The organism is Chitinophaga niastensis, assembly GCF_003014755.1.
Lineage (GTDB): Bacteria > Bacteroidota > Bacteroidia > Chitinophagales > Chitinophagaceae > Chitinophaga > Chitinophaga niastensis.
This window is the reverse complement of sequence record NZ_PYAW01000003.1, coordinates 1,001,172-1,028,075: the sequence shown is the minus strand read 5'-3', so window position 1 is coordinate 1,028,075 and position 26,904 is coordinate 1,001,172. Positions and strand designations below refer to the sequence as shown.

At 43.5% G+C, this 26,904-nt stretch carries 23 protein-coding genes, 1 tRNA gene and 1 riboswitch; of the genes, 18 read left to right on the top strand and 6 right to left on the bottom strand.

What is annotated here, in order from left to right:
* Position 1: 1 nt before the first annotated feature.
* Genes argB through argH form a run of 4 tightly spaced genes read left to right on the top strand, consistent with a single transcriptional unit; the run spans position 2 to position 3,835 of the window.
* Positions 2-790, top strand: a complete 789-nt coding sequence (gene argB, locus CLV51_RS18765; RefSeq protein WP_106529577.1) for an acetylglutamate kinase — start codon at positions 2-4, stop codon at positions 788-790.
* Positions 791-793: 3 nt separating this feature from the next.
* Positions 794-1,858, top strand: coding sequence for a M20 family metallo-hydrolase (locus CLV51_RS18760; RefSeq protein WP_106529576.1), 1,065 nt, complete (start codon positions 794-796; stop codon positions 1,856-1,858).
* A gap of 1 nt (position 1,859) precedes the next feature.
* The gene (locus tag CLV51_RS18755; protein WP_106529575.1) at positions 1,860-2,441 is read left to right on the top strand and encodes a GNAT family N-acetyltransferase; all 582 of its coding nucleotides are present in this window, start codon (positions 1,860-1,862) and stop codon (positions 2,439-2,441) included.
* Between the two features lie 59 nt (positions 2,442-2,500).
* Positions 2,501-3,835, top strand: a complete 1,335-nt coding sequence (gene argH, locus CLV51_RS18750) for an argininosuccinate lyase (RefSeq protein ID WP_106529574.1) — start codon at positions 2,501-2,503, stop codon at positions 3,833-3,835.
* A 121-nt stretch (positions 3,836-3,956) separates the two neighbouring features.
* On the opposite strand, the gene CLV51_RS18745 is transcribed toward argH, so the two are convergent.
* Positions 3,957-6,332, bottom strand: a complete 2,376-nt coding sequence (locus tag CLV51_RS18745; protein ID WP_106529643.1) for a TonB-dependent receptor — start codon at positions 6,330-6,332, stop codon at positions 3,957-3,959.
* A 244-nt stretch (positions 6,333-6,576) separates the two neighbouring features.
* On the opposite strand from CLV51_RS18745, the gene CLV51_RS18740 reads away from it, so the two are divergent.
* From CLV51_RS18740 to CLV51_RS18720, 5 genes are all read left to right on the top strand, one after another.
* Positions 6,577-6,987 (top strand): single-stranded DNA-binding protein, encoded by a 411-nt coding sequence (locus tag CLV51_RS18740; RefSeq protein ID WP_106529573.1) that lies wholly within the window; start codon positions 6,577-6,579, stop codon positions 6,985-6,987.
* A gap of 110 nt (positions 6,988-7,097) precedes the next feature.
* Positions 7,098-7,169: transfer RNA gene (locus CLV51_RS18735), tRNA-Met, on the top strand.
* Positions 7,170-7,282: 113 nt separating this feature from the next.
* Complete coding sequence (era, locus tag CLV51_RS18730) at positions 7,283-8,152, top strand: GTPase Era (RefSeq protein WP_106529572.1); 870 nt, start codon at positions 7,283-7,285, stop codon at positions 8,150-8,152.
* A 139-nt stretch (positions 8,153-8,291) separates the two neighbouring features.
* A complete protein-coding gene (gene der / locus CLV51_RS18725; protein WP_106529571.1) occupies positions 8,292-9,605 on the top strand; it encodes a ribosome biogenesis GTPase Der in 1,314 nt (437 codons plus the stop codon).
* 90 nt (positions 9,606-9,695) lie between these two features.
* Positions 9,696-9,911, top strand: a complete 216-nt coding sequence (locus CLV51_RS18720) for a hypothetical protein (protein ID WP_106529642.1) — start codon at positions 9,696-9,698, stop codon at positions 9,909-9,911.
* A gap of 273 nt (positions 9,912-10,184) precedes the next feature.
* Here the strand turns inward: CLV51_RS18720 and CLV51_RS18715 are convergent, their stop codons facing one another.
* Together CLV51_RS18715 and topA are read right to left on the bottom strand one after the other, a co-directional pair.
* Complete coding sequence (locus tag CLV51_RS18715) at positions 10,185-11,057, bottom strand: transglutaminase-like domain-containing protein (protein ID WP_106529570.1); 873 nt, start codon at positions 11,055-11,057, stop codon at positions 10,185-10,187.
* 128 nt (positions 11,058-11,185) lie between these two features.
* Entirely contained in the window at positions 11,186-13,540 is a 2,355-nt protein-coding gene (gene topA / locus CLV51_RS18710) for a type I DNA topoisomerase (protein WP_106529569.1), read from the bottom strand.
* Between the two features lie 318 nt (positions 13,541-13,858).
* Between topA and CLV51_RS18705 the strand changes: the two genes are divergently transcribed.
* From CLV51_RS18705 to CLV51_RS18690, 4 genes are all read left to right on the top strand, one after another.
* Positions 13,859-14,623 carry a Rossmann-like and DUF2520 domain-containing protein gene (locus CLV51_RS18705; RefSeq protein WP_106529568.1) on the top strand — a complete coding sequence of 255 codons (765 nt, stop codon included), beginning with the start codon at positions 13,859-13,861 and terminating at the stop codon, positions 14,621-14,623.
* Positions 14,624-14,721: 98 nt separating this feature from the next.
* The gene (locus tag CLV51_RS18700; RefSeq protein WP_106529567.1) at positions 14,722-15,243 is read left to right on the top strand and encodes a KdsC family phosphatase; all 522 of its coding nucleotides are present in this window, start codon (positions 14,722-14,724) and stop codon (positions 15,241-15,243) included.
* A 12-nt stretch (positions 15,244-15,255) separates the two neighbouring features.
* Positions 15,256-16,197 carry a geranylgeranylglycerol-phosphate geranylgeranyltransferase gene (locus CLV51_RS18695; protein ID WP_106529566.1) on the top strand — a complete coding sequence of 314 codons (942 nt, stop codon included), beginning with the start codon at positions 15,256-15,258 and terminating at the stop codon, positions 16,195-16,197.
* The gene (locus CLV51_RS18690; RefSeq protein WP_106529565.1) at positions 16,198-16,791 is read left to right on the top strand and encodes a Maf family protein; all 594 of its coding nucleotides are present in this window, start codon (positions 16,198-16,200) and stop codon (positions 16,789-16,791) included. It abuts the gene before it with no gap.
* A gap of 173 nt (positions 16,792-16,964) precedes the next feature.
* Here CLV51_RS18690 and CLV51_RS18685 read toward each other — a convergent pair whose 3' ends face one another.
* Positions 16,965-18,146 carry a homoserine dehydrogenase gene (locus CLV51_RS18685; protein ID WP_106529564.1) on the bottom strand — a complete coding sequence of 394 codons (1,182 nt, stop codon included), beginning with the start codon at positions 18,144-18,146 and terminating at the stop codon, positions 16,965-16,967.
* Between the two features lie 100 nt (positions 18,147-18,246).
* Positions 18,247-19,425, bottom strand: a complete 1,179-nt coding sequence (locus CLV51_RS18680; RefSeq protein WP_106529563.1) for a trans-sulfuration enzyme family protein — start codon at positions 19,423-19,425, stop codon at positions 18,247-18,249.
* Positions 19,426-19,608: 183 nt separating this feature from the next.
* A riboswitch (SAM riboswitch) is annotated at positions 19,609-19,727 on the bottom strand.
* A 129-nt stretch (positions 19,728-19,856) separates the two neighbouring features.
* Here CLV51_RS18680 and CLV51_RS18675 point away from each other — a divergent pair.
* Positions 19,857-21,140, top strand: coding sequence for a DUF2851 family protein (locus CLV51_RS18675; protein WP_106529562.1), 1,284 nt, complete (start codon positions 19,857-19,859; stop codon positions 21,138-21,140).
* A 522-nt stretch (positions 21,141-21,662) separates the two neighbouring features.
* Here the strand turns inward: CLV51_RS18675 and CLV51_RS18670 are convergent.
* Positions 21,663-22,070, bottom strand: a complete 408-nt coding sequence (locus CLV51_RS18670; RefSeq protein WP_106529561.1) for an OsmC family protein — start codon at positions 22,068-22,070, stop codon at positions 21,663-21,665.
* Between the two features lie 192 nt (positions 22,071-22,262).
* On the opposite strand from CLV51_RS18670, the gene CLV51_RS18665 reads away from it, so the two are divergent.
* The 4 genes from CLV51_RS18665 (at position 22,263) to CLV51_RS18650 (ending at position 26,892) form a co-directional block, all read left to right on the top strand.
* Complete coding sequence (locus CLV51_RS18665; protein WP_146151318.1) at positions 22,263-23,051, top strand: hypothetical protein; 789 nt, start codon at positions 22,263-22,265, stop codon at positions 23,049-23,051.
* 36 nt (positions 23,052-23,087) lie between these two features.
* Positions 23,088-23,987, top strand: coding sequence for a lipoyl synthase (gene lipA / locus CLV51_RS18660; RefSeq protein ID WP_106529559.1), 900 nt, complete (start codon positions 23,088-23,090; stop codon positions 23,985-23,987).
* A gap of 415 nt (positions 23,988-24,402) precedes the next feature.
* Positions 24,403-25,737 carry a TolC family protein gene (locus tag CLV51_RS18655; protein WP_106529558.1) on the top strand — a complete coding sequence of 445 codons (1,335 nt, stop codon included), beginning with the start codon at positions 24,403-24,405 and terminating at the stop codon, positions 25,735-25,737.
* 18 nt (positions 25,738-25,755) lie between these two features.
* Positions 25,756-26,892, top strand: coding sequence for an efflux RND transporter periplasmic adaptor subunit (locus CLV51_RS18650; RefSeq protein ID WP_106529641.1), 1,137 nt, complete (start codon positions 25,756-25,758; stop codon positions 26,890-26,892).
* The last annotated feature ends 12 nt before the right edge of the window (positions 26,893-26,904 follow it).

The window sequence follows — 26,904 nt, the reverse complement described above, 5'->3', positions numbered from 1 at the left end:
TATGATTGATCTATTTATCATTAAAGTAGGCGGAAACGTTATAGATAACCCGGTATTGTTGCAAACTTTTTTAGAGAAATTTGCAACAATACCAGGAAAAAAAATCCTGATACATGGTGGTGGTAAAATAGCCACACGTATAGGGGATAAGCTGGGTATTGAGTCGAAATATGTGGATGGCAGACGAATCACAGACGCTGCAACAATCGACCTGGTGACCATGGTATACGGCGGTTTGGTAAACAAACAACTGGTAGCCAAACTGCAGGCAAATGGCTGTAATGCTATCGGCTTAACCGGTGCTGATGCCAATATTATTCCTGCTATCCAACGGCCTGTAAAAGATATCGATTACGGTTTTGTAGGGGATATACGCACACAAACATTACAAACAGCTCCGCTGAAAGCTTTGCTGGAAGCCGGTATCACACCTGTGTTCGCACCGCTTACACATGATGGTAAAGGACAAATACTGAATACCAATGCAGACACAATTGCATCTACATTAGCCATTGCATTATCTGCGCATTATAACATAAGGCTCATCTATTGCTTTGAAAAGAAAGGTGTACTGCGTGATCCGGCAGATGATAACTCAGTGATCAATCTTATCAACGAAGAAATTTATCAGCAACTGCTGGAAGCAAAGATATTAACAGACGGAATATTGCCTAAACTGCAAAATGCTTTCGGGGCAATAAACAATGGTGTAAAAGAGGTGCTGATAGGACATGCAGATGATGTTCTGAGTAATACAACAGATAAAGTAGCAGGCACTTTAATATGCTAACCTATGTGGAACGAAAAACTATACGATGTTGCGGTGGCCCTGTTAAAACAGCTGATAGCTACTCCATCATTGAGCCGCGAAGAAGACGGCACAGCGCAAGTGATCAGTGATTTTCTGACTGCTATGGATATTCCGCATGAGCGGCATCTCAATAATATCTGGGCTTTCAACAAATATTACGATCCTTCCAAACGTAATATCCTCCTCAATTCTCATCATGATACGGTAAAACCCAATCCACAATATACCCGTGATCCTTTTAGTCCGGATGTGGAAGATGGAAAGTTGTATGGCCTCGGCAGCAATGATGCCGGCGGTTGTCTCGTGAGCCTGATTGTTACCTTCCTGTATTTTTATAACCGCAGTGATCTTAATTACAACATCATTATGACGGCTACTGCGGAAGAAGAGATCAGCGGTGTAAATGGTATCGAAAGTATTTTATCTCAGCTACCAGCCATCGAATTTGCGATAGTAGGAGAACCTACGCAAACGCAGCTGGCGACAGCCGAAAAGGGCCTGATGGTGTTGGATTGTATCAGTCATGGTAAGGCAGGTCATGCAGCCAGAGAAGAAGGCGAAAATGCTTTGTACAAAGCGTTACCTGATCTGAACTGGTTTAAGGACTATCGTTTTCCGAAGGTATCGGAAACGCTGGGACCGGTGAAGATGAGCGTAACGGTGATCAATACTTCCAATAAAGCACATAACGTAGTACCGGCAGATTGCAGTTTTGTAGTGGATGTGCGGGCTACGGATCAATATACACTGGAAGAGTTGCTGGAAACTATCCGGGCGAATGTATCCTGTGAAGTGAAAGCGAGGTCTATGCGTATGCGGCCTTCGTCTATTCCGATGGATCATCCGTTTGTACTGGCGGGTTTGAGTGTGGGGAAAACGTGTTATGGATCGCCTACTACTTCAGACCAGGCGCTGATTCCGGCTACCTCTGTAAAAATGGGCCCGGGTGATTCTGCCCGTTCACATACAGCAGACGAATTTATTTACCTGGAAGAAATTAAAGGTGGTATTGATAGTTATATTAAATTACTTGAAATGATTCAATAGTATGAACTTCCTTCCTACCATAGAAAATAAACGTGTTTTATTGCAGCCGCTACAGGCGGAGCATATGGAAGCCTTGTTACCAGTGGCTTTGGAGCCGTCGCTATGGACAGTGGGTGCTACACATATTGCTAATCAGAATGATCTCGAAAAATACATTCGACTGGCCCTGGAGGAAAGAGCGGCGAAAACGTCTATTCCATTTGTTATCATCGACAAAAAGGAAAACCGGGTAGCTGGTTCCACACGTTTTTCAGCACTAACGGTGCCGCATAAACGGGTAGAAATAGGGTACACCTGGATAACCCCTTCCCTACAGGGTTCGGGGCTTAACAAGGCCATGAAACACGCTATGCTGCAATATGCATTTGAAGTGATGGACCTGAATCGTGTGGAATTGAAAACAGATGAATTGAATATGCAGTCACGCAATGCTATTCTGAGCATTGGCTGTACACAGGAAGGTATTTTGCGTCATCACATGGTGACCAGTACCGGCAGACTGCGTAACAGCGTATACTTCAGCCTGCTGAAGGAAGAATGGCCGGAGGTGAAACAACGGATATTTGGTAAATATGATTTTTAATTTCACGCAGCGGCGCAAAGTTGCAACTTTGCTGCTTTGCGTGAAAAAACTATTTTATTATGAAATTGTGGCAAAAAGATAAAGCATCCTTAGCTGCGGTAGAAAAATTTACCGTAGGCAAAGACCGTGAAATGGACGCTTTCCTGGCGCCGTTTGACGTACTCGGTTCTCTTGCACACATTACTATGCTGCAAAGTATCGGGTTGCTGGAAGCGGAAGAACTGGCGGTATTAAAACAGGAACTGGGAAATATCTATAAAGAAATAATAGCAGGAGATTTTAAGCTGGAAGATGATGTGGAAGATATCCATTCACAGGTAGAGCTGTTGCTCACCCGCCGTTTGGGAGAAGTAGGCAAAAAGATCCACAGTGGCCGTTCCCGTAATGACCAGGTTTTAGTAGACCTGAAATTATATCTGCGTCATCAGCTGGAAAGTATAGTGGAAGAGGTACTAGCCTTGTTTCAATTGTTACAGCAAAAAAGTGAAGAATATAAAGCACACCTCATTCCTGGTTACACGCATTTGCAAATTGCCATGCCTTCTTCTTTTGGTTTGTGGTTTGGTGCTTATGCAGAAAGCCTGGTGGATGACCTGACCATGCTGCAGGGTGCTTACAAAATAGTGAATAAAAATCCGCTTGGCTCAGCTGCCGGTTACGGATCTTCGTTTCCCCTTAACCGTGAGATGACCACTGCGTTGTTGGGTTTTGAAACGCTCAACTACAACGTTGTGTATGCGCAAATGGGTCGTGGTAAAACAGAGAAGATAGTATCCTTTGCGTTGGCCGGTATTGCTGCCACCATCGCTAAAATGGCTATGGATGCATGTTTGTTTATGAATCAGAATTTTGGTTTCATTAGTTTTCCTGATGAACTGACCACTGGTTCCAGCATCATGCCACACAAAAAAAATCCGGATGTATGGGAGCTGATCCGCTCGCATGGCAATAAATTGCAGGCGTTGCCGAATGAAATAGCCATGATGATCACTAACCTGCCTTCCGGCTACCACCGCGACTTACAGCTCCTGAAGGAGAATTTATTTCCGGCTTTCGGAACACTGACAAACTGCATCCGTATGAGCCGTTTGATGTTGGAAAATATCCGCATTAAAGAAAATATTCTGGCCGACGATAAGTACCAATACCTGTTCAGCGTAGAAGTAGTGAATAACCTGGTGCTGCAAGGCACGCCTTTCCGCGAAGCGTATAAGCAGGTAGGCAAGGATATAGAAAACGGTACCTTCACACCGGGAAAGGAAGTAAAGCATACACATGCCGGAAGTATCGGTAATTTATGCACGGCACAAATTGCAGCACAGATGAACGAAGTGGTGAAAGGTTTTCCTTTTGAGAATGTGCATAAGGCATTTGAGCAATTGTTAGATAGTTAATATTTGTAAAGAACATAAAAACAAACAGCCCTCCGGTTACCGGAGGGCTGTTTGTTTTAGTAAATGCAGCGGAGATTATAATTGATCTCCGCTGCATTTACTAAAAGCTAACGGCTAATTGCTAAAAGCCTATTGTCAGCCCCACAAAGAAATTCAACCCTGCCATCGGATAGTAATAACTATCGTAGGCTACGCGGTTGGTTTTAAGATCAAAGCTGCTATAAGTGCTGCCATTGGGCTCATATTTAGCATTCAGTATATTATTTAACAGCAGTTGTACACCCAGCTCACGGAATAACGTTTGTGGCACTATGTAGTTGAAACGCAGATTGCTTACGAAATATGGATTAAGACTACCTCTCGCATTGGAAGTGTTGTCCATATACTGACGGCTCACATATTTCCCCAACAAATCTATATTCAGATTTTTTATTGGTTTGGCAGATAACGTAAACCCGCCTACGAAAGTTGGAGAGAAAGAAATATCTGTTTTATTATATTGCTGCGTGTGTGCGATATAGTTAGAGTCGTATGAGGTGGCATTATAGTCCAGTACCTTGTTCTGGCTTAAGGCCACATTGGCTGCAACCGTGAAAGCATTCCCCAGTTTTACATTCCCATTTACCTCTATACCCATGCGATAGCTTTTAGGAATGTTGGTACGCACATACGCGCCTACATCTGTGAGCATGCCGGTTTGTACCAACTGGTTTTTATAGTTCATGTAATACACATTCGCCGCTATGGTGGCAATGCTGTTGTTCCATTCGTAACCTGCTTCCACATCACGTAATACTTCCGGTTTAGGCGTTGCTACACCATAGTTATTTTCAAAGTCGCCACGGTTAGGTTCTTTATTCGCAATCGCCACAGAGGCAAAGATGCGGTTAGTGCGATTGATATGATAAGAGATACCTGCTTTGGGATTGAAGAAGTTGTAGTTCACATGTGCAATGTATGCAGGGGCTGCTTCAAAGCCGTCCATATTGTACATAATATTGCGGTATTGCAGGTCTGCAAAGAGACTCAGCGCTGTAGTGATTTTATATTCACCTTTCCAGTAGATATTAAAATCATTTTTGGCGGCGGGATAATTATAGTATTTATGATCTTTGTCGATGCCCACAGCTGCCCAGATGATTTTACCATAGTGATCACCGGTATAACGATTCCAGCCACCACCAAGGCTCCAGTTTAATTTTTCACCCGTGCGGTTTAAAGAAAATACGGAACCATAGAAGTAGTTGTCCAGCCACAGTTGGCGAACGAGATCTGTGGTTTGTATGGTATCTCTGTTAATGATGGGGGCATTCAAACCATATGCAGAATAAGCCTGTGCTGCTTTATATTCTTCGTAGTAGCCACGTCCGCGGGTAAGATGTAATGCTACGTTGAAGTTCAGATTGGCGTTGATTTCCTGGTTAAGAAATAACTGGTAGTGATCCTGTTGGTAATTATCCGTTTCATTATCGTAGGGTGTGCCAGGCTTCTCTGTGCCGGAAGAATTGTATGTTCTGTCGGACTCCAGGAGTGCCTGTGGTACACCATTCCAGGCCTGGTATGTTTTTTCTTTACCGGAAAAAACATTCAGCCTTATCGCCGTTTTTTTAGAGATGTAGGCGGCAGAAGTATAAAAAGAACGCAGGTCGGAAGTAGCGCGGTCGATGTAGCCATCTGATGTTATTTGGGAGAGTCGTGCATCAATGGTGAAGTGATCATTGATAAGCCCGGAACCTGCTTTCACCGTGTGTTTCCAGCTGTTGAAAGAACCGTAGCTGTTGCTGATTTCACCGTATGCGTTTTCATTAAATTCATTGGTACTAAGATTTAAAGTAGCCCCAAAAGCGCCGGCGCCGTTGGTAGATGTACCTACACCACGTTGCAGCTGAATGCTGCTGACAGACGATGCAAAGTCGGGCATGTTGACAAAGAAGGTGCCTTGTGATTCCGCATCGTTGATAGGAATGCCGTTTACTGTTACGTTAATGCGGGTGATATCAGAACCGCGTACACGCATGCCCGTGTAGCCGATACCTGTACCTGCATCGGAATTTGTTACAACGCCTGGTTGTTGATCCAGCAGTATAGGTAAGTCTTGTCCGAGGTTATTTTTTTTAATTTCTTCTGCGGACACAGTCGTGTTTACGAAGGGCGCATTTTTACCTGCGCGCAAACTGCTGATCTCTACCGGCTTCACAAACAGACCGGTTTCTTCCAGTGTAATATCTGAAAACTGGGTGCTGTTGTTAGCGTTGATCGTAGTGGTAAAAGGTTTGAAGCCGATATAGCTGGCGGTTAAAGTATAGGCTCCTTTTTTAGGGAGATGAATGCTGTAATGGCCTTTATTATCGGTGAGCGCTCCGGTTTGGTTGATGGATACGGTTACGCCTTCAAGCGGTTTACCGTTGGTTTTGTTGCTGATAGTACCGGTAATCAGGGATTGTGCATGTAACGTGCCTGCTATAGCTAGCAGCACTAATAACATTAGCTGTTTCATGTAAGTATATCTGTTTTCTGTTTTCGGTTTCCTAACCAGCATTACCTGGTCCAGGTTCATTGGGTGTGATCTCAGCCTGAAAGTAAGGCACCCCGTGTGGAACATTTAATTCCGGTACAAAGGTATACTTGTGTACATTAAAAAGAGGAAATTATTTTTTGAGAGAATAAAAATTGCGTAATTTCCATTTATACTTCTCTCAGTCATCTTTTATAAATTTTTAATCATTAAATCTTTATTTCTGATGATCAAACTTCAGTTAATCGGGCATCTTGGCCGGGACGTAGTAAAAAGAGAGGTCAACGGGGTATCCGTTTTCAGTTTTCCGGTAGCGGTAAATGAGCGCTTTAAAAATGCGCTGGGCGTATTGCAGGAAAGGACCACGTGGGTAGATTGCTCGCTGTGGGACAGAGAAAACCTGGCTCCTTATTTAAACCAGGGTGTAATGGTGTACGTAGAAGGCTCAGTTAGAGTAGAAGCTTACGTAAGCAACAGCACCGGTGCATTGTCAGGGGCATTAAGATTAAGGGTTTCTCAGCTGCAGTTACTCAGCCGCAAAGATGAAGAAAAACGCAAAGCAGCCGCAACGGATGTGCCCGTTCTACCAGAGGCAGAGCCCGTTCAGGAGCAACCCGCAGACGACCTTCCATTTTAAATGTTATGTGCATTCCAATATGAAAGCCAACCTGTTACGGTTGGCTTTCTGTTCTTTTTTCTAAAAAATATTTGGTGGAAATCAAAATAATCCTATCTTTGCACCCTCATTGCGAGGTAGAGCAGAGGTAGCTCGTCGGGCTCATAACCCGAAGGTCAGTGGTTCGAATCCGCTCCTCGCTACAAAAGTAGAGCTGAAGAGCATCTAAAAAAACTAAGAGCCGAAGAAATTCGGCTTTTTTTATTTCCGTAAGTTTGAGTTGTGAAAGCAGCGGTACCAGGTTTTAATTATCATCATGCACAAAGCAGGTTTTGTAAATATTTTCGGTAAGCCCAATGCAGGGAAAAGCACATTGCTGAACGCCATTATCGGCGAAAAGCTGGCTATTATATCTCCTAAGGTGCAAACCACGCGGCATCGCATCACGGGTGTGTTAACGGATCCGGCTTATCAGATTGTTTTTTCTGATACACCCGGTATCATTGATCCTAAATACAAGCTGCACGAGAAAATGATGGGCGCCGTTAAATCCGCGCTGGAAGATGCGGATGTAGCTTTGCTGATCATGGATGCAAAAGATTCACTGGAAGAAAACCTGGAGCTGTTTGATTCACTGAAACTGAAAGTGCCTATTATACTTATCATCAACAAAATGGATAATATCCTCAAAGAGGAAATGACTGTTTTGATAGAGCGTGCGAAGGCATGGGGTAAGGCCACAGCGGTAGTAGCGGTATCTGCGATGCAGAAAAAAGGTATCAAAGAGCTGCTCACAGAAATTGTAGCCTTGTTACCGGTAGCAAATCCTTTCTATCCTGATGATACACTAACGGATAAGTCTACACGCTTTTTCTGTGCGGAAATGATACGTGAAAAAATCTTTCAGTTATTTGAAGAAGAGATTCCTTATCACACTACTGTTATTGTAACACAATTCCAGGAAAAAGAAACCCTTACAAAAATAACTGCTGAAATTATAGTCACCCGCGATACCCAAAAGGGGATCATCCTTGGTGAAAAGGGTAAATCAATCCGTGAGCTGGGAACCCTGGCCCGGCAGGATATAGAGAAATTCATTGAGCGTAAAGTGTTCCTGGAACTTTTTGTGAAGGTGCGCGGCAAGTGGCGAGATAATGATCTGTTCCTCAAAGAGTACGGATATTAGAAAAGTTTAGAATTTCCATATTTAGTTATTTGGATGTTTGGGTGTAGCAGGAAATCTCCTGTTGAAACAAAATATCTAAGTATAAGAATGAAAAAATTCCTAGATATTTTTTTAGGTAATACGAAATAATTTAATTGAAATGGCTGGATTTACAGTAGCTATAGTGGGTCGCCCGAATGTGGGCAAATCAACGTTGTTCAATCGTTTGCTGGAACAGCGCAAGGCCATCGTAGATGATCAGAGCGGTGTAACCCGCGATCGTCAGTACGGTATCGCCGACTGGAACGGTAAAACTTTCAACGTGATCGATACTGGTGGATTTGTATCTAACAGCGATGATGTTTTTGAGCGGGAGATCCGCAAACAGGCTAAGGTAGCCATGGAAGAAGCCAATGTGATCGTATTTATGTGCGATGTAACTACTGGCATTACTGATCTGGATGCTGATGTGGCAAATATTTTGCGTCGCACTTCCAAACCGGTGTTCCTGGTAGTAAATAAAGTGGACAATGCACAGCGTCAGCTGGAAGCCACTGAATTCTATAGCCTTGGTTTTGAGCATGTACACTTCCTTTCTTCTATGACAGGTAGTGGTACCGGCGAATTACTGGATGATCTGGTGAACCAGATCACAGATGATATGGGTGAGGCTACAACGCAAGGCGATGTTCCTAAAATAGCCATCATCGGCCAGCCTAACGTAGGTAAATCTTCTTTGCTGAATGCATTGGTAGGAGTAGAGCGTAATATCGTTTCTGATATTGCAGGTACTACCCGCGATACCATTCACACGCATTATAATATGTTTCAGAAAGACTTTATGCTGATTGATACCGCTGGTATCAGACGTAAAGCTAAAGTACATGAAGACCTGGAATTTTACTCTGTTATCCGCGCTATCAAAGCAGTAGATGAGTCTGATGTAGTGATGTTGCTGCTGGATGCCGAAAAAGGCGTTACTGCACAGGATCTGAGCATTTTCAGTCTGGCTACCCGCAAAGGTAAAGGCATCGTAGTGCTGGTAAATAAATGGGATCTGGTAGAAAAAGCTACCAACACCGCCAGAGATTACGAAAAAGAGCTGAAAAAACGACTTGCACCGTTTTCCGACGTGCCTATCGTATTTACCTCTGTAACAGAAAAGCAACGTATTTTCAAAGCGATTGAAGTAGCGCTGGAAGTGTACGACAACCGTAACCGTAAAATCCAGACCTCCAAGCTGAACGACGTGCTGCTGAAGGCTATTGAAGCTTTCCACCCACCAGTGGTAAGAGGTACACCTATCCGTATTAAATACGTAACACAATTACCTACTTTTACGCCGGCTTTTGCATTTTTCTGTAATCTGCCTGAGGATGTGAAAACGCCTTATCGTAATTACCTGGAAAACCAGATACGCACGAACTTCAATTTCACAGGCGTACCGTTGAAAATCTTCTTTAGGAAAAAATAACCGCTGCATACAAAAAGGGCTGATTTCCTTTTGGATACTGGGAAATTTGTATACCTTTGCGCCGGTTTTAAAAATAAAATAACAACTAAGATGAAAAAATTATTTGTATTCGCAATTGCTGCTGGTATGTTCTTCGTAGCTTGTAACGGTGGTAGCAAACCTGCTGCTGATTCTACTGCTACTACTACTGCTGTAGACACTATGAACACTGCTCCTACTGCTCCTGCAGTTGCTGATTCAGCTGCTCATGTTGACACTGCTGCTGTAAAAGTTGATTCTGCTGCAACTCCAGCTAAAGCTAAGTAAGAGATTATTCATATAATATCTTTCTTGCAAGAAATTAAAAAGCCCATCGCACAAGCGGTGGGCTTTTTAGTTTATCTGAATTGTCTTTCTCCCGATTAGGCTGATTATGCTGATTACCCTGATTTTATTTTTTTATTTTGGAAGATTTAAAAAGATTAGCGAAGATCGAAGCGGAAATATTCGCTTTAATCTTCGCTAATCTTTTTATAATCAAAAAAATAAAATCGGGGTAATCAGCATAATCGGCCTAATCGGGAGAAAGACAATTCAGATTTATTCCTCCAATATGCTGGACAAATTCATCAACTCATCCTGCTTGTACGCTTCTTTGTCGTCCTGGAAGCATTTGGATAGCTCTTCCAGCAGGAATTGTATGATGCGTTTGTTGGATTGCGGTTTGAAATAAGAGGGAACAGCGGGCACAGATACTCTTTTGAGATAAGTATCCACATCCTGTTGTGTATAGATCTGTCCCTGTATAGGATCAATAAAGAACAGAATCCGGTGGTCTTCCGGTTCTATTGGCTCAGCAAAATCTACATAACTATCAAAATAAGCCAGAATAAACTGACGTGGAATATTAACGGCATAAACCGGTAAATCCAGCATCGCACAAAGGCTTTGGTATATAATTCCGTTGGTAATGGGATTTCCTTTTTTGGATTCCACTACCTGGTTAATGAAAAACTGATTCTTGCGCTGGTAGGAAACTTCTTCTCCTTTTAGCCCAAAATAGTTATAGATCATGCTGTTCAGCACATTGATCTGTTCCAGCGGAGTGAGGTAATTATTTAATTCGAGCCAGATATTACGTTTAATACGGTCTATCTCCGTCACAATCTGGGCTGCCATCAGATCGGGGAACTGGTACCTGGCGGCCAGTATGGCGCCCTGCAACAGGTCCTGCATGTCTGAAAGCCCCCATACACGTAACGCTGCCTGCAAATCCTGGTAATGCACCCGGTGAATGAGCAGTTCTATCCTTTCCTGAATAGCCTCGTCAATTGTATTCTCCCACAAATTCTCCAGATTAGGGATAATATCTTTACCGTATAGTAATATTTTACTGGCAACGGTGTCAAATACCTCCAGGTCCGGATCATCCAACAGGTGGAACAAAGCGTTTATTTCTCTGTTTTCGTTCATACCATTATTATGATCATGTGGTAATGATTAAATAATGTGATCCTGTTGACAAATTAAATAATAAGCAAATCACTTCACACTGCAGTTATTATAATTGCCTCCATTTTTCATCATTTTCTTACCACTCGTTATTCTGCTTTCTTCTTCCTGGGTGGTGCTTTCTTCTTAGGCGGATTAGCTTTGGCTTCTTCAATGATAGCTTTGGCTTCTTCTACTGTTAAGGTAGCAGCGTTATCAATTTTTTCCTTCGGTATTTTATAGTTCTTTAATCCTTGTTTGATATACGGGCCATAAGGTCCTTTCAGCACCTGGATCTTTTCTTTCTCAAATATCTGTATAGTGCGTTCGTCTTTAGCTGTACGCTTTTCTGCTATCAATGGTGCTACTTCGTCCAGCTCTACAGTGTAAGGGTCCATTTCCTTTTTCAGGGAATAGAACTTTTTATCGTGTTGTGCATACGGACCAAAACGACCAATATTCACGATTACATCAGAACCTTCAAACTGACCAAGGTTGCGGGGAAGTTTAAATAACTCCATCGCTTCGTCCATGGTGATAGTTTCAATGCTCTGCGTGGCCTTTAATTTGGCGAAGCGCGGCTTTTCTTCATCTTCCACACTACCAATCTGGATCATCGGGCCATAACGTCCCATGCGGGCTACTATTGGTTTGCCGGAAGCTGCATCTGTACCCAGCGGACGTTCTCCTTTTACACGCTCTGCATTTTCCAGGGTGTTTTCCACATCTTTATGGAAAGGGAAGTAGAACTCCTTGAGCATGTTATTCCATACTTTTTTACCGCTGGCGATTTCATCAAACTCACCTTCAATTTTGGCGGTAAAGCCATAGTCCATGACGTTATTGAAGTATTGGTTGAGGAAATCCGTTACAATCATACCCAGATCGGTAGGGAATAGTTTGGATTTTTCTGCACCTGTATTTTCTGCTTCTGTTACTTTGGTGATCTCATCCGCTTTAAGCGACAGGATACGGTAATCTCTTTTAATACCTTCCTTATCTCTTTTTTCTACGTAGTTACGCTTTTGAATAGTGGTAATAGTTGGCGCATAAGTAGATGGACGGCCGATGCCCAGTTCTTCCAGTTTCTTTACCAGACTGGCCTCTGTATATCTTGGCGCAGGACGGGAGAATCTTTCTGTGGCCTTCATTTCTTTCAGGTCCAGGGATTGTTTTACCGCCAAAGGAGGCAAAGAGCCTTCCTGTGCATCTTCTTCACTTTCATCTTCATCATCATGGCTCTCCATATATACTTTCAGGAAGCCATCAAATTTCAGTACTTCACCACTGGCAGTGAGCTCTTCGTGGTTAGTAGAGATATCGATCTTAGCGATGGTTTTTTCCAGTTCAGCATCAGACATCTGGCTGGCGATGGTACGCTTCCAGATCAGTTCGTACAGTTTGCGGGTATCGCTGTCATCTACTGTGGTGTTTTCCATGTAGGTAGGACGGATGGCCTCATGCGCTTCCTGTGCGGACTCGTTTTTATTTTTGAATTTACGATGCTGGTGATAACGGTCGCCAAAGCTGGTTTTGATTGCTTTTTCAATTTCGCCTATAGCTGTATCCGATAAGCTTACGGAATCCGTACGCATGTAGGTGATATTACCGCTTTCATATAGCTTCTGGGCCAGTAACATGGTTTTGGAAACGCTGTAGCCTAATTTGCGGCTGGCTTCCTGTTGCAGGGTAGAGGTGGTAAACGGCGCTGCGGGCGACTTTTTACCAGGCTTTACCTGTATGTCTTTTACCGTATATGCGGCACGTTTACATTGTTCAAGAAATTTCTCTGCGTCTTCGGCTGTTTTGAACCTGCCGGGGCCATCTGCTTTAAAAGAGATGCTTTTGCCATTAATATCTTTACCGGTAAAATAGGCTTCTACCTTAAAAGTGCTTACTGAATTAAAAGTGTTGATCTCTCTTTCTCTCTCCACTATTAATCTAACTGCCACAGACTGCACACGGCCGGCAGAGAGGGAGTTACGCATACTCATCTTCCGCCACAGTACCGGTGACAGTTCAAAACCTACGATACGATCAAGTATACGACGCGCCTGCTGTGCATTTACACGGTCCATATCCAGCGTGCGCGGATGCAGTACCGCGTTTTCGATAGCGGGCTTGGTGATTTCATGGAAAACGATGCGCTTGGTAGTTGCAGGATCAAGGTTCAACACCTCACATAAATGCCATGAAATGGCTTCCCCTTCACGGTCCTCATCCGTTGCGAGCCATACCTCATCGGTATCCTTCGCCAGCTTCTTTAGTTCCTTTACTACCTTTTCTTTATCTTCCGGTATAACATACTTTGGCTTAAAGTTATTTTCGATGTCTATCCCCATATCGTCCTTTTCCAGGTCACGTATGTGACCAAAGCAGGACTTAACTTCAAAGTCCTTGCCCAGTATTTTTTCAATGGTCTTGGCTTTCGCCGGGGACTCAACTATAACTAAATTTTTTGCCATGTATGCTTCTTTAATGTGCTGCTAAATACGCAAAATTCTGTGATATAATTACTAATATGAATTCTGCAATGATATAAAAGTACCTTCAAATTAAAAAATAAGGCCACTTTTAAACGTTAAAATACGTTGTAATGTAATGAAAAAAACGGGTACCCACGAAAACACGTATATTAGGAATTGCGAATTACGAATTGTCAATTACGGATTTGTGAGGAGATATTATGTAGATTATCATACAGATCTCCTCACAAATCCGTAATTGACAATTCGCAATTCGTAGTTATATCATAGTGTCCTGATATTTTAAAATTAATCATAATGGATATAGTAATAGTTGGCACTGGCAATGTTGCTCATTGTTTTGGACATCTCTTAAAACTACATGGCCACCAGGTAATCCAGGTGGTAAGCCGTGATAAGGCCCATGCACAGGAACTGGGTGAAATGTTAAATTCCCCCTACACCGACGATCTGTTGGATATTAATATGGAGGGAGATATTTACCTGCTGGCGGTGAGCGATACGGCCATCCCGGAGCTGAACGACCAGCTGCGCCTGGGCAAACGCATTGTGGTGCATACAGCAGGGGCGGTACCTATAGAGGCCATTGCACGCATCTCGGTGAATACAGGGGTCTTGTACCCCCTACAGTCGATCCGCAAGGAGATTAAAACGTACCCACCCATCCCGGTAATGATGGAAGCCAGCAATGATGAGGTGCTCCGGCGACTGCAATCCCTGGCACAGAGCATTGCTTCCAGGGTGGAAGTGACTAACTCCCCGCAACGCCTCCGGTATCACCTGACCGCAGTACTGTGTAATAATTTTACCAATCACCTGATTGCGCAGGCTAAGGCATACTGTGAAAAAGAACAGCTGGACTTTACCCTGCTGCAACCTATTATAAAGGAGACCTTTGACCGTTTGGAAAAATATCCGCCTGAAATGGTACAAACGGGTCCGGCCCTGCGCATGGATGAAGCCACCATGAGTTTACACCGGTCGTTACTGGCCGGCGATGAGTACCTGCAGTTGGTATACCAGGTGATGTCTGACAGTATTTATCAGTTCCACAAAAAATAATTACGAATTACGTACAAAAGCGAATGATATAAACGGAGCTTATCCGCTTTTGTTCGTAATTCGCCATTCGTAATTCGTAATTACCTATTTTTGGCCCCATGAACGTATTGGCTTTATTTAAACCTATTACCACTTTTATATTGGACGTGGATGGTGTACTCACCGATGGTACCCTGCAATTACTGCCAGGGGGAGAAATGTCGCGAAGGATGAACATTAAAGATGGTTATGCTTTGCAGCTCGCCGTTAAAAAAGGGTATAGGGTGGTGATCATCTCCGGCGGAAAATCAGAGAGTGTGGTAAGCAGGTTACAGGGACTGGGCATCAGGGATATTTTTACAGGCATACATGACAAGCAGGAAAAACTGCAGGATTATGTATTTGAGCACGACCTGCGCTGGGATGAAATATTATATATGGGAGATGATATTCCCGATTATGCAGCTATGCAGCTGGTAGCATTACCGGTTTGCCCGGCAGATGCAGCAGCAGAGATCAAAAGTATTTCAAGGTATATTTCCCCATTACCCGGTGGTCATGGATGTGTGCGGGAGGTAATGGAAAAAGTATTGAAACTGAATGGACATTGGTTAATGGATGAAGGTATTGCATCGAAATAAAATAAGAAAACTATGAAGCTCTGGGCCGCGTTTTTTAAACTGATCAGATATCCCAATCTGATATATATTGCCCTTACCCAGTTTTTACTACAGTATTGTGTAGTGGAACCGGTATTACACAGCTCCGGCGAAGAGCCATCGCTGTCGGTGCTACAATTTGTATTACTTTGCCTGTCTACCATACTGGTGGCTGCCGGTGGTTATATTATCAATGATTATTTTGATATCAACATTGATATTATAAATAAGCCGGGTAAAATGGTGCTGGATAAAATTATCAGTCGCCGCTGGGCAATGGCCTGGCATACCATTTTTAATATGGCGGGCGTTTCGCTGGGTTTTATCGTGGCATGGAAAACAGGACAGATCTATCTTGGTTTTACACAGGTAATATGTTCCCTGCTGCTTTGGTTTTACTCCACCTCATTCAAAAGACAGGCACTTATCGGTAATGTGGTGATCTCGTTATTAACTGCGCTGTCTGTGGTAGTAGTAGGATTTTATGAGAAACAGATCTATCACAGTTTTGAAGCAATTATGTCTGCCACCGGCAGAAAACTGATACAGATCATTGGCGTATATGCACTGTTTGCCTTTATCATTTCCATGATACGTGAAATAGTGAAGGACCTGGAAGATATGATGGGCGACAGTAAAGACGGTTGCCGCACCATGCCAATTGCGTGGGGCGTATTATCGGCCAAACGCATATGTAACGGACTGTTGCTGGCATTGGTTATTACTATTCTCCTGGTGGAAATCAGGGTGTGGATATTGGGTTGGTACATTGCTATCGGTTATTTATTGCTGTTTGTACAACTGCCATGCCTGTACGTTTATATATTATTAAAGAAAGCAAGCCTGCCGGAACATTATCATAAAATAAGTTCCATAGTGAAGGTGATTATGCTGACAGGTATTTTATCCATGATATTTTTCAAACTTTTTTTGTAGATGTATACAGGTGCACCCGTTATCCTGGCTTCACAGTCGCCGCGTAGAAAGCAGCTGCTGGAGCAGGCAGGCATTCCTTTTCAGGTTAAAGTAGTAGAAACAGCAGAAACATTTCCACCGGAATTGGCGATACCGGATATTCCGGTGCATATTGCCCGTCAGAAGGCCATAGCAGTAAGCTCCCTGTGCAAACCGGGAGATATTATCATTGCAGCAGACACGGTGGTAGTACTGGATAATACCATCATTGGCAAACCGCAGGACAGGGAAGATGCTATCCACATTCTTTCTCAGCTGAGTGGCCGTGAACATCGTGTAGTCACCGGCGTTATTATTCAGCATGGCGGCGAAGAAATTGCTTTTTCAAAAACTACAGCGGTACATTTCAAATCACTAACACTGGAGCAGATCAGTTATTATGTAGATAACTACAAACCCTTTGATAAAGCCGGTGCTTACGCTATACAGGAATGGATTGGGGCCATAGGCATAGATAGTATTAACGGTTGCTTCTATAATGTAATGGGATTGCCCGTGAGCAGGGTGATGGAAGAGTTAGAGCGGTTGAAATTGTCTGTCTCAGGATTAGACTGATTATGCTGATTACCCTGATTTTGTTTTTTTTGATTATAAAAAGATTAGCGAAGATCAAAGCAAATATTATTCGCTTTAATCTTCGCTAATCTTTTTAAATCTTTCAAAAATCAAAAAAAGAAAATCAGGGTAATCAGCATAATCAGTCTAATCCTGAGACAGACAATCCTATCTTATTCCAATACAAGGATGTTTACATCTTTATTTTTCAACCAGCCGGCTTCCCTTAATTTCTGCAAATTAATAGTACCCACTACATAACGCCATTCAGATGATTCATATTTCTCTGAAATATTGAAGAACTCTGCCAGGTCTACCTGATCGGGTGTTTTGTAGCGCAGGTATATTTTTAGTTTTACATCGTTGGTGAAACTGGGCTGATTGTTTTGTTTAATCTTTTTATACTCGTAACGGTAGTTGTACAACAGGGCGGAGATGTCGGACAGTACAGCACTACCGGTAGCGGTGCCACCAGCGCCTTTTCCTACAAAGAATTGTTTATCGGTAAAAGCACTTTCCAGCAGGATACCATTGTATTCATTGTATACATCATAGAGCAGGTTATGTTCTCTGATCAGGTGAGGAAGTACATAGGCAGATACGCTGCCGTTCTGCCGGCGGCACTGGGCTATCAGCTTAACGGTGCAGTTCCTTTGTCTGGCAAACTGAATGTCGAAATCATTCAGGTGATGAATACCGAAGTTGAATACTTCCTCTGGTTTTACGAAGGTTCCGAAGGCATGGAGGAGGAGGATAACGATTTTGAATTTAGGATCGTATCCTTCTATATCCAGTGTAGGATCAGTTTCTGCAAAACCCAGGTCCTGCGCTTGTTGCAGGGCGGTTGCGAAGCTGAGGTTTTCTTCAAATATTTTAGTGAGGATATAATTTGTAGAACCGTTACAGATACCTTCTACTGCGTTGAGCAGGTCGTTATCATAATATTCTTCCAGGTTGCGGATGATGGGAATACTGGCGCAGCTGGATGCTTCGTACAGGAAGGGTACTTTGTTTTCTGCCTGTAACTGGTACAATGCGGGCAGGTTTTCTGCAATCATGCGTTTGCTGGCGCTTACTACTGCTTTGCCATTGCGGAGCGCGGTGCTCACAATTTCAAAGGCGGCTTCTGTGTCGTTGATCAGCTCTACTACTACGTCGATGGTAGGATCTTCCAGGATTTCGTTTTTGTCGGTAGTAAAATAGCTGCTATCGATAGGTCTTGATTTGTTAGGGTCTTTAATACATATCTTTTTGATACGTGCATTAATACCTTTTGTTCTGTTCAAAACTTCATACAGGCCTTGTCCTACGACGCCGAATCCGAAAATACCTAAATTGATGATCTTGTTTTCCATACTTTTTTTTTGAGCTATTAGCTTTTAGTAGTTAGCTTTTAGCTGTTCAGATAAAGATCTTTTATTGAACTGCTAAGCGCTAAAAGCTAATGGCTAACAGCTATTGTAAAACAGTGATTTGCTTACCCGCGGGATGATTTAGTTTATCCAGCGCTTGTTTCAGGTCGTTGATCAGGTCATCGGCATCTTCAATGCCTACTGACAAACGGATGCAGGAGTCCTGCAAACCTGTTTTTTTCCGGAACTCTTCCGGTATGTTGCGATGCGTCATAGTGGCCGGATGGGCCAGCATACTCTTTACGCCGCCAAAACTTTCTGCCAGCTTAAATAGTTTGGTAGCATTTACGATGCGGATCGCATTTTTTATATTGTCGCTTTTCAGAGAGAAGCTAACCAGGCCACCGTATTGTTTTTGTTGCTTACGTGCAATGTGGTGGTTCTTATGTGTAGCCAGGCCCGGATAGAAAACCTTATCTATCGCAGGATGTACGGCCAGCCAGTTGGCAATGGCGGAAGCATTACTGCATTGTTTTTCCAGCCGCAGGTACAATGTTTCAATGCCACGGATGGTAAGCCAGGCTTCAAACGGACTGAGGATGCTACCGGAAATATTCTGGTTGTAGCGGATCTGATCAGCCAGGGGCTTGGAGTTTACCACTACCAGGCCGGCAATTACATCACTATGGCCGGAGAGATATTTGGAAGCGCTGTGGATAACGATATCCGCACCCAGTGTTAATGGTTGCTGCAGCAGCGGTGTACTGAAAGTATTATCTACTACCAGCAGGATATTATGTTGTTTGGCAATTTTGCCGATAGATTTTATATCAGATATGCGTAAAGTTGGATTGGTAGGAGATTCCAGCCATATCACCTTGGTATTGGGCGTGATGGCAGCCAGTACTTTATCGGTATTGCTGGTGTCTACAAAATTTACTTTGATACCAAAACGTTCAAACATATGGTTGAAGATCTGGAAGATGCCACCATAGGTATCTTCCACCGCCATAATTTCGTCGCCGGTTTTCAACAGCTTCAAAACCGCATCTATGGCGGACATGCCGCTGGCGAATGCGAATCCGGCGAAACCTTCTTCCAGGTTGCATATCAGGTCTTCCAGCACCTTCCGCGTGGGATTGTTTGCCCGCGAAAACTCAAAACCTTTATTAATGCCAGGTGATTCCTGTACAAAAGTAGAGGTCTGATAGATAGGCACTGATATGGCGCCTGTCAGTTCATCAATTGGTATGCTATGAATCAGTTGTGTAGCTGTTTTCATGTTATTAAATTATTTTTAATGATATGTCAATGTGCACAATTATCTGCTGCAACTTTATCATTAAAGATCAACTTAAACAACAACAAATCCATGAAGTGGGAGTGGAGAGGGCATAAAAAAAGCTCTCCCATGTGTTGGAAGAGCTCCTTAGAATATGTATATCTGTGAAGTATAATCTCTGCCAACTTATCTTTCCCCGGTTTGCACCGAGGCAGGAATTAGCACCTTTTTCCTGATAATTAAATCAGGAAAGGTTGCTAAGGCATCGCAGGGCCAAGTCCCTCCGCCTTTCTGGATAAGTGATGTGTAAGAACTGGCGCAAAGGTAATATCACTTTTGTCAGATTTCCAAATTGAAACCGGAATTTATTTTTATTAATGATGTTTTATTACCTTTATGTGGTATTATTTTAATTACCAACCATATCTTTTATGCAGGTTAACCCACTGCTCTCTGAAGAGCTATTCCAGCATATCTGGGCATTAAGGCTATTTAGGCAAGACGGTCTGAAAACCACCAGCGGCGAGCCGGTGCAGATTTTATACCCCGGATTACACAACCATAACGGCGGACCGGATTTTACGGCAGCAAAAATTAAAATCGGCAACACATTATGGGTGGGGCAGGTAGAGCTGCACCTGAAAACATCCGACTGGTTCCGGCATGGGCACCAACACAATGCGCAATACCAGCGGATTATACTGCATGTGGTGTTTGAACACGATACAGTGGCCCACATTGTGGGAGGAGCACCCTGCATTGAGTTACAGCAATACATCCCTAAACTGCTGCTGCAGCGGTATGAACAACTCCGGCAGTCGTCGCCTTTTATCCCGTGTGCCGATTGTGTAAGCCGGATCCCGCATCTCACCTGGCTTAGCTGGAAAGAGCGACTGCTGGCTGAGCGCTGGGAGCGCAAAATGAGCGGCCTGCATGCGTGGCTGCAATGCAGTAACTATAACTGGGAAGAAGTATGTTATTGGGCAGTAGCACAAAGCTATGGTACCCCGGTGAATGCATTACCCTTTTTACAGGTGGCGCAGTCGCTGCCATGGCAGCTGCTGATGCGTTACCGGCACCAACCTTTGCTGATAGAAGCACTGCTGTTCGGGCAGGCAGGGATGCTGGATCAACCCTTCATAGACGTATACCCGTTACAGTTACAACAGGAGTTTGCGCACCTGCAGCATAAATACAAGTTGCGTCCTATTGCGCCGCATCTCTGGAACTGGCTGCGGATGCGGCCGGCGGCGTTTCCTACTATCCGGCTGGCTACGTTTGCCATGTTATTGCAGCATACGTCGCATTTGTTCTCGCGGATACTGGAGGCTACCAGTATCAGGGAACTGGAACAACTATTTTTCGTACAGCCGTCTGCGTACTGGCATCAGCATTATCGTTTCGGGCATATGGTCACTAAAGCGCAGCATCCCGGCAAACAGGCAGTACATAACATTCTTATTAATACAGTACTGCCGCTGCTGTTCCTGTACGGACAACAAAAACACCTCAGATATTACCAGGAAAAGGCATTGCACTTTTTACAGCAACTACCCGCAGAAAAAAACAAGATCACCAACAGTTGGGTAAAGCTGGGAGTAAGCCAGGAGAGCGCGTTGGAGTCGCAGGCATTACTGCAGCTGAAGCAATATTATTGCGATGAGAAAAGGTGTTTGCAGTGCGCTATCGGGGTGAAGATATTGAGCGGAGGTTAGGGGAGGTTGTCTTTCTCCCGATTAGACTGATTATGCTGATTACTATGATTTTATTTTTTGATTTAGGAGGATTTAAAAAGATTTAAAAAGATTAGGGGAGATTGTCTGAACTGTGATTTTTATGATTAATGTGATTATCCTGATTAGCGAAGATCTTAGCGGGTATTGTCTGAACTATGATTTTTGTGATTAATATGATTATCCTGATGAGCGAAGATCTTAGCGGGTATTGTCTGAACCAGGATTTTTAGGATTGAATGGATTACCCTGATGGATGTTATATTGTTTATCTTGAAGATATACACGATTATCTTAGCTCATCAGGATAATCATACTAATCATAAAAATCCTGGTTCAGACAATACCCGCTAAGATCTTCGCTAATCAGGATAATCACATTAATCATAAAAATCACAGTTCAGACAATCTCCGCTCATCTTTTTAAATCTTTTTAAATCCTCCTAAATCAAAAAAATAAAATCATAGTAATCAGCATAATCAGTCTAATCGGGAGAAAGACAATCACCAGTTAAACGTTACATCCTGCAAAATATCCGGGTGCACACTCTTTGCCACAGGGCAGGTATATGCAGCTCTCTCGAGGATGGTTTTATCTTTTTCTTCCAGGTTGTGCCCTGTAGGGAAATCGAATATTATTTTTACGCCGGTAATGCGACGGGGTTCTGTGCCCATTATTTTCTGGATACTTACTTTGGTACCTTCAATAGCCCAGCCATTGTCTCTGGCTTTGATGCCCATAATAGTGAGCATGCAGGAGCCAAGCGCTGTAGCTACCAGGTCTGTAGGAGAAAACCTTTCCCCTTTACCATTGTTATCTACGGGAGCATCTGTGTCAATGACAGTGCCTGATTGTAAATGCGTAGCTGTAGTACGCAGTTCACCGCTATAGATTATTTCCGCTGTTTGCATGGTGTTGTATTTAATGTTCGAACCGTAAAATAAATGTATTTTTAGTATAAGTACAAAGGTAGGGTAGAACAGTCCTGGCAAACTCAAAAAAAATTAGGTACGTTTGTAATATATACATAACAATACCTTTGTTCAAGCGTTTATTTATTATAATAATAGCCCACTGTGAAAAAAATATACTTAATCCTGTTTTTGGCAATAATATCCGGGAGCTTATTTGCTCAAACCACTAACACGCAACAAAGTAAGAAAAGCGACAAAGAGCAGCGTAAGCTGAAAAAAATCGCCATCTTCCGTGAACAGGAAGAAGGAGAGAATGTGTTTCAGCGCGATTTCTCCCTGGGCGCCCGCTTAAATACCGATGGCTGGAGCGGTTTCCTGGAAATGGGTTATCGTAAGAACAGAAAGATAGTCAACTATTTCCAGTTTGAATTTGCAGAGAAGAAAGATCATAAAGAAGTGAAAAGGCAGAGCAGTGACTACTCCTTTACGCAACGTCCTTTTATATATGGTAAACAAAATAACTTTTACCAGGCCAAACTGGGCATCGGGCAGCGTTACCTGATTGGCGGTAAAGCCAATAAAAATGGGGTGGAAGTGGATGCCATTTATTATGGCGGAGTGTCAGTGGGCTTGCTGAAACCCTACTATCTCAACGCTAAAGATGCCAATGGCAACGATGTAGATATAAAATATGACCCTAATAACCCCGGAAATTTCCTGATACCTGAGAAGATCAATGGTGCCGGCGGTTTTGGTAAAGGCTGGGATAACCTGAGCGTAGTTCCGGGTTTGCATGCTAAATTGGGTATGCGCTTCGACTGGGCCCATTTCAACGAGGTGGTAAGTGCCCTGGAAGTAGGGGTGAACGCAGAAATGTACACCAAAAAGATCCCTATCATGGTAAATGAGCAGAATAAACAGTTCTTTTTTAATGGATATGTTAGTTTGCAATTCGGGAAGCGATGGAATAAGAGATAAGTGTTAACTTTGCTTTTTTAAAGAAAGGAATCAGCGATGCAAGAACTACCCGTTATAGCCGCCGAACCGGCTAGCACAAGAGTAAAAAAGCCCGACTGGCTGCGCGTTAAATTACCAATAGGCGAGAACTATAAGCAGGTGAGAAGCCTGGTAGATACTCATAAATTACATACGATCTGCGAAAGTGGTAACTGTCCCAATATGGGCGAGTGCTGGGGTGCCGGCACAGCTACCTTCATGATCCTGGGCAATATCTGTACCCGCAGTTGCGGTTTCTGTGCCGTAGCTACCGGTCGTCCGGAAGCAGTGGATCATGATGAGCCGCAACGTGTGGCAGAGGCCATCTACCTGATGAAAGTGAAACATGCCGTTATCACCTCTGTAGACAGAGATGAACTGAAAGACGGTGGTTCCATCATCTGGGCCAATACCATCAATGCTGTAAGGGCTTTAAACCCCGAAACCACCATGGAAACACTGATCCCCGATTTCCGCGGACAGTGGGAAAATCTCCAGCGTATTATAGATGTGGCGCCTGAAATTGTATCTCATAACCTGGAAACAGTAGAACGTTTAACCAAACAGGTGAGGATACAGGCTAAATATCACCGTAGCCTGGAAGTGATCCGTCGCCTCAAAGCAGGTGGTATGCGTACCAAAAGTGGTATCATGCTGGGCCTTGGTGAAACCAAAGAAGAAGTAGTACAGGCTATGCAGGATTTGTACGATAATGGCTGTGATGTAGTTACATTAGGTCAATATCTGCAACCTACACCTAAACATCTGCCTGTGGTACGCTTTGTACATCCCGATGAATTTGCCGAGCTGCGGGAGATAGGTTACAACATGGGACTGGACTACGTAGAGTCAGGACCGTTAGTAAGATCCTCCTATCATGCAGAAAAACATATTGTCAGCGGTCGTAATAAAGGATGACCGGAGAAGATCTTCAAGTAATTGTTAAAATCCACCCCCAGGGGTGGATTTTTGTTAACAGAACGTTATCTTAGCGCCCGAATTGATTTTACCTAATGTAACAGCATGTCTGTTACCTGCCTACTTCACTGTTATAAGTTTTATTCAAACACTGGAACCGCATTGGAAACCGTGCTAAGAAGGCGTTTCAGATGATTTTGAATAAGCAACTCTCTTATCGGCCTACCTGTTTGTTGTTGTAATTGTTACAGCTTAAACACGTTTACGCGGCAATATTTAAACTGTGTATATAGAGCAATCTATATAGCAAATAAAGAACAATGATACTATGCCAAAAAGAGTAATTGTCTTTTTTCAAGGCTATCATTTTTTCTTTCGATTGGTACAACGATGAACTGAATGTCAAAAGCCTTTTATGAAAAGAGCATTTTATTTACTAGCTGTGACGTGTGGGATGTTTTTCGCCCCGCAGGTATATGCACAGCAATCTACCGATTCTCTGCTAACCCGCGCCACCCTGAAGGACTGCTTACGGTATGCTATCTCCCATCAGCCGGTAATACGGCAGTCGCTCATTGATGAAGCGATTACAGATAGAACTGTGAAGAGTAAGCTGGCCGACTGGTATCCCCAGATTAACCTGGATTATAATATCCAGCATTATCTGGAATTACCTACTTCTATTTTTGGTGGGAATCCTACTAAAGTGGGTGTGGCCAATACTTCTACCGCGCAGTTTGGATTGAATCAGAATCTTTTTACCCGTGATCTGTTGCTGGCAACAAATACGGCAAAGGATGTACGAAAACAAAGCCAGCAAACAACCGCCCGCAATCAGATCGAGCTGGTGGCAGATGTAAGTAAAGCATACTATGATGTACTGCTCACTGCGCAACAGATCAATGTGTTAAACGAAGATATTCTTCGACTGGAACGTAGCCTGAAAGATGCCAATAACCAGTATGCAAGTGGTGTGGTAGATAAAACAGATGCGAAGCGCGCCACTATTTCGCTGAACAATGCACGTGCTCAGCAGAAGTCGGCACGTGAACTGCTCACAGCCAAACAGGCTTATCTGAAACAGCTGATGGGTTATCCTGTCAGCGCCGGCGATGTACCTTTATCTTACGACACTACACAAATGGCCACACAGGCAACCGGTGAGGATACTATACTGGTAGCCGATTACAAAAGCAGGATCGAATACCAGTTGTTAGAAACACAACAAAGTTTGCTGAAAGCCAATCTGAAGTATAACAAGTGGAGCTATCTACCTACCCTATCTGCATTTGTAAATTATGCATTTGCTTATCAGAGTGCCGACTTCGCCAAATTATACAGTAATGATTATCCTAACTCACTGCTGGGATTAAAATTATCGTTGCCTATTTTCCAGGGAGGAAAGCGGGTACATAATATCAAAATGGCAGAACTGCAGCTGCAACGCTCTCAGTGGGACTTTGCAGCTTTAAGAAGTCAGATCAATACACAGTATTCACAGGCGATGGCTACTTATAAGAGTAACCTGAACGACTATCTTACGTTAAAAGAAAACGTGCAGATGGCGCAGGATGTATACAACATGTTGCAGCTACAATACAAGGAAGGCATTAAGACGTACCTGGATGTACTGGTATCAGAAACTGAATTGCGCAGCTCACAGCTGAACTATTACAACGCGATGTACCAGGTATTGTCCAGCAGGATTGATCTGCAAAAAGCATTAGGAACCTTAACAGCTAATTATTAAATGGTAACCGGAACGGATATGAAAAAAATGAACAACATTGTCTTAATCAGCGCTGCCAGTATACTGGGCTTTACTGCCTGTAGTGGCCCTGCTCAGAAGAGCGCGCCTGTTTTACCCCCTACACCGGTAAACGTTACGGAGGCATCGGTGGCACCGGCCGTTTATTATGATAAATATCCTGCCACAGTAGTTGCCCTGAACCAGGTAGAACTGCGCTCGCAGGTATCCGGTTTTATCACCGGCATCTTTTTTAAAGAAGGTGAAGTAGTACAGAAAGGTAAACCGCTGTATGAAATAGACCGTCGTAAATATGAAGCGGCTTATTTGCAGGCACAGGCTAATATTGCCAGTGCAAAAGCAAGTTTTGAAAGGGCTAAAAAAGATGATATCCGTTATCAGCGCCTGGCAGAACAGGATGCAGTAGCGCGTCAGATCCTTGATAACGCACAAGCTACGCTGGAAACTTCCCGTAGCCAGTTGGCAGCGGCAGAAGCCAACCTGGCTGCTGTACGTACCGACCTGGATTATTCCCTCATCAAGGCGCCGTTTACCGGCCGTATTGGTATCTCGCAGGTAAAACTGGGAGCACAGGTAAGTCCGGGTACCACGCTGCTGAATACAATTTCCAGTGAAAATCCTATTGCAGTGGATTTTGTGGTAACAGAAAATGATATCTCCCGCTTTGCTGCTATGCAGGGCAACGGTAACGCCAACGACTCTACGTTCCGTTTACAGTTGTCTGATGGTACAGCATATGTACACACCGGAAAGATCATGGCTATTGATCGCGGTGTGGATAACCAAACCGGTACTATCCGCGTGCGCATTGAATTTAATAACCCGGATGATAAACTGAAGCCGGGAATGAGTTGTGTGTTGCAGGTACTGAATGAGCAATCCGGCGACAGGCTGATCATTCCTTATAAAGCCATCACAGAGCAGATGGGTGAGTATTTTGTGTTTGTAGCAAAAGACTCTGTAGCAGCACAACAGAAAGTGCATTTAGGTCCGAAGCTTAAAGATAGAATAGTGATCATGGACGGTATACAGGCCGGCGATAAGATCATTGTAGAAGGCTTCCAGCGTTTACGTGATGGTGGCAAAATACAGATAGGAATACCGGCAGCACCACAAGGCGCGCCTGCGAAGAAATAGTTTATCAGTAGA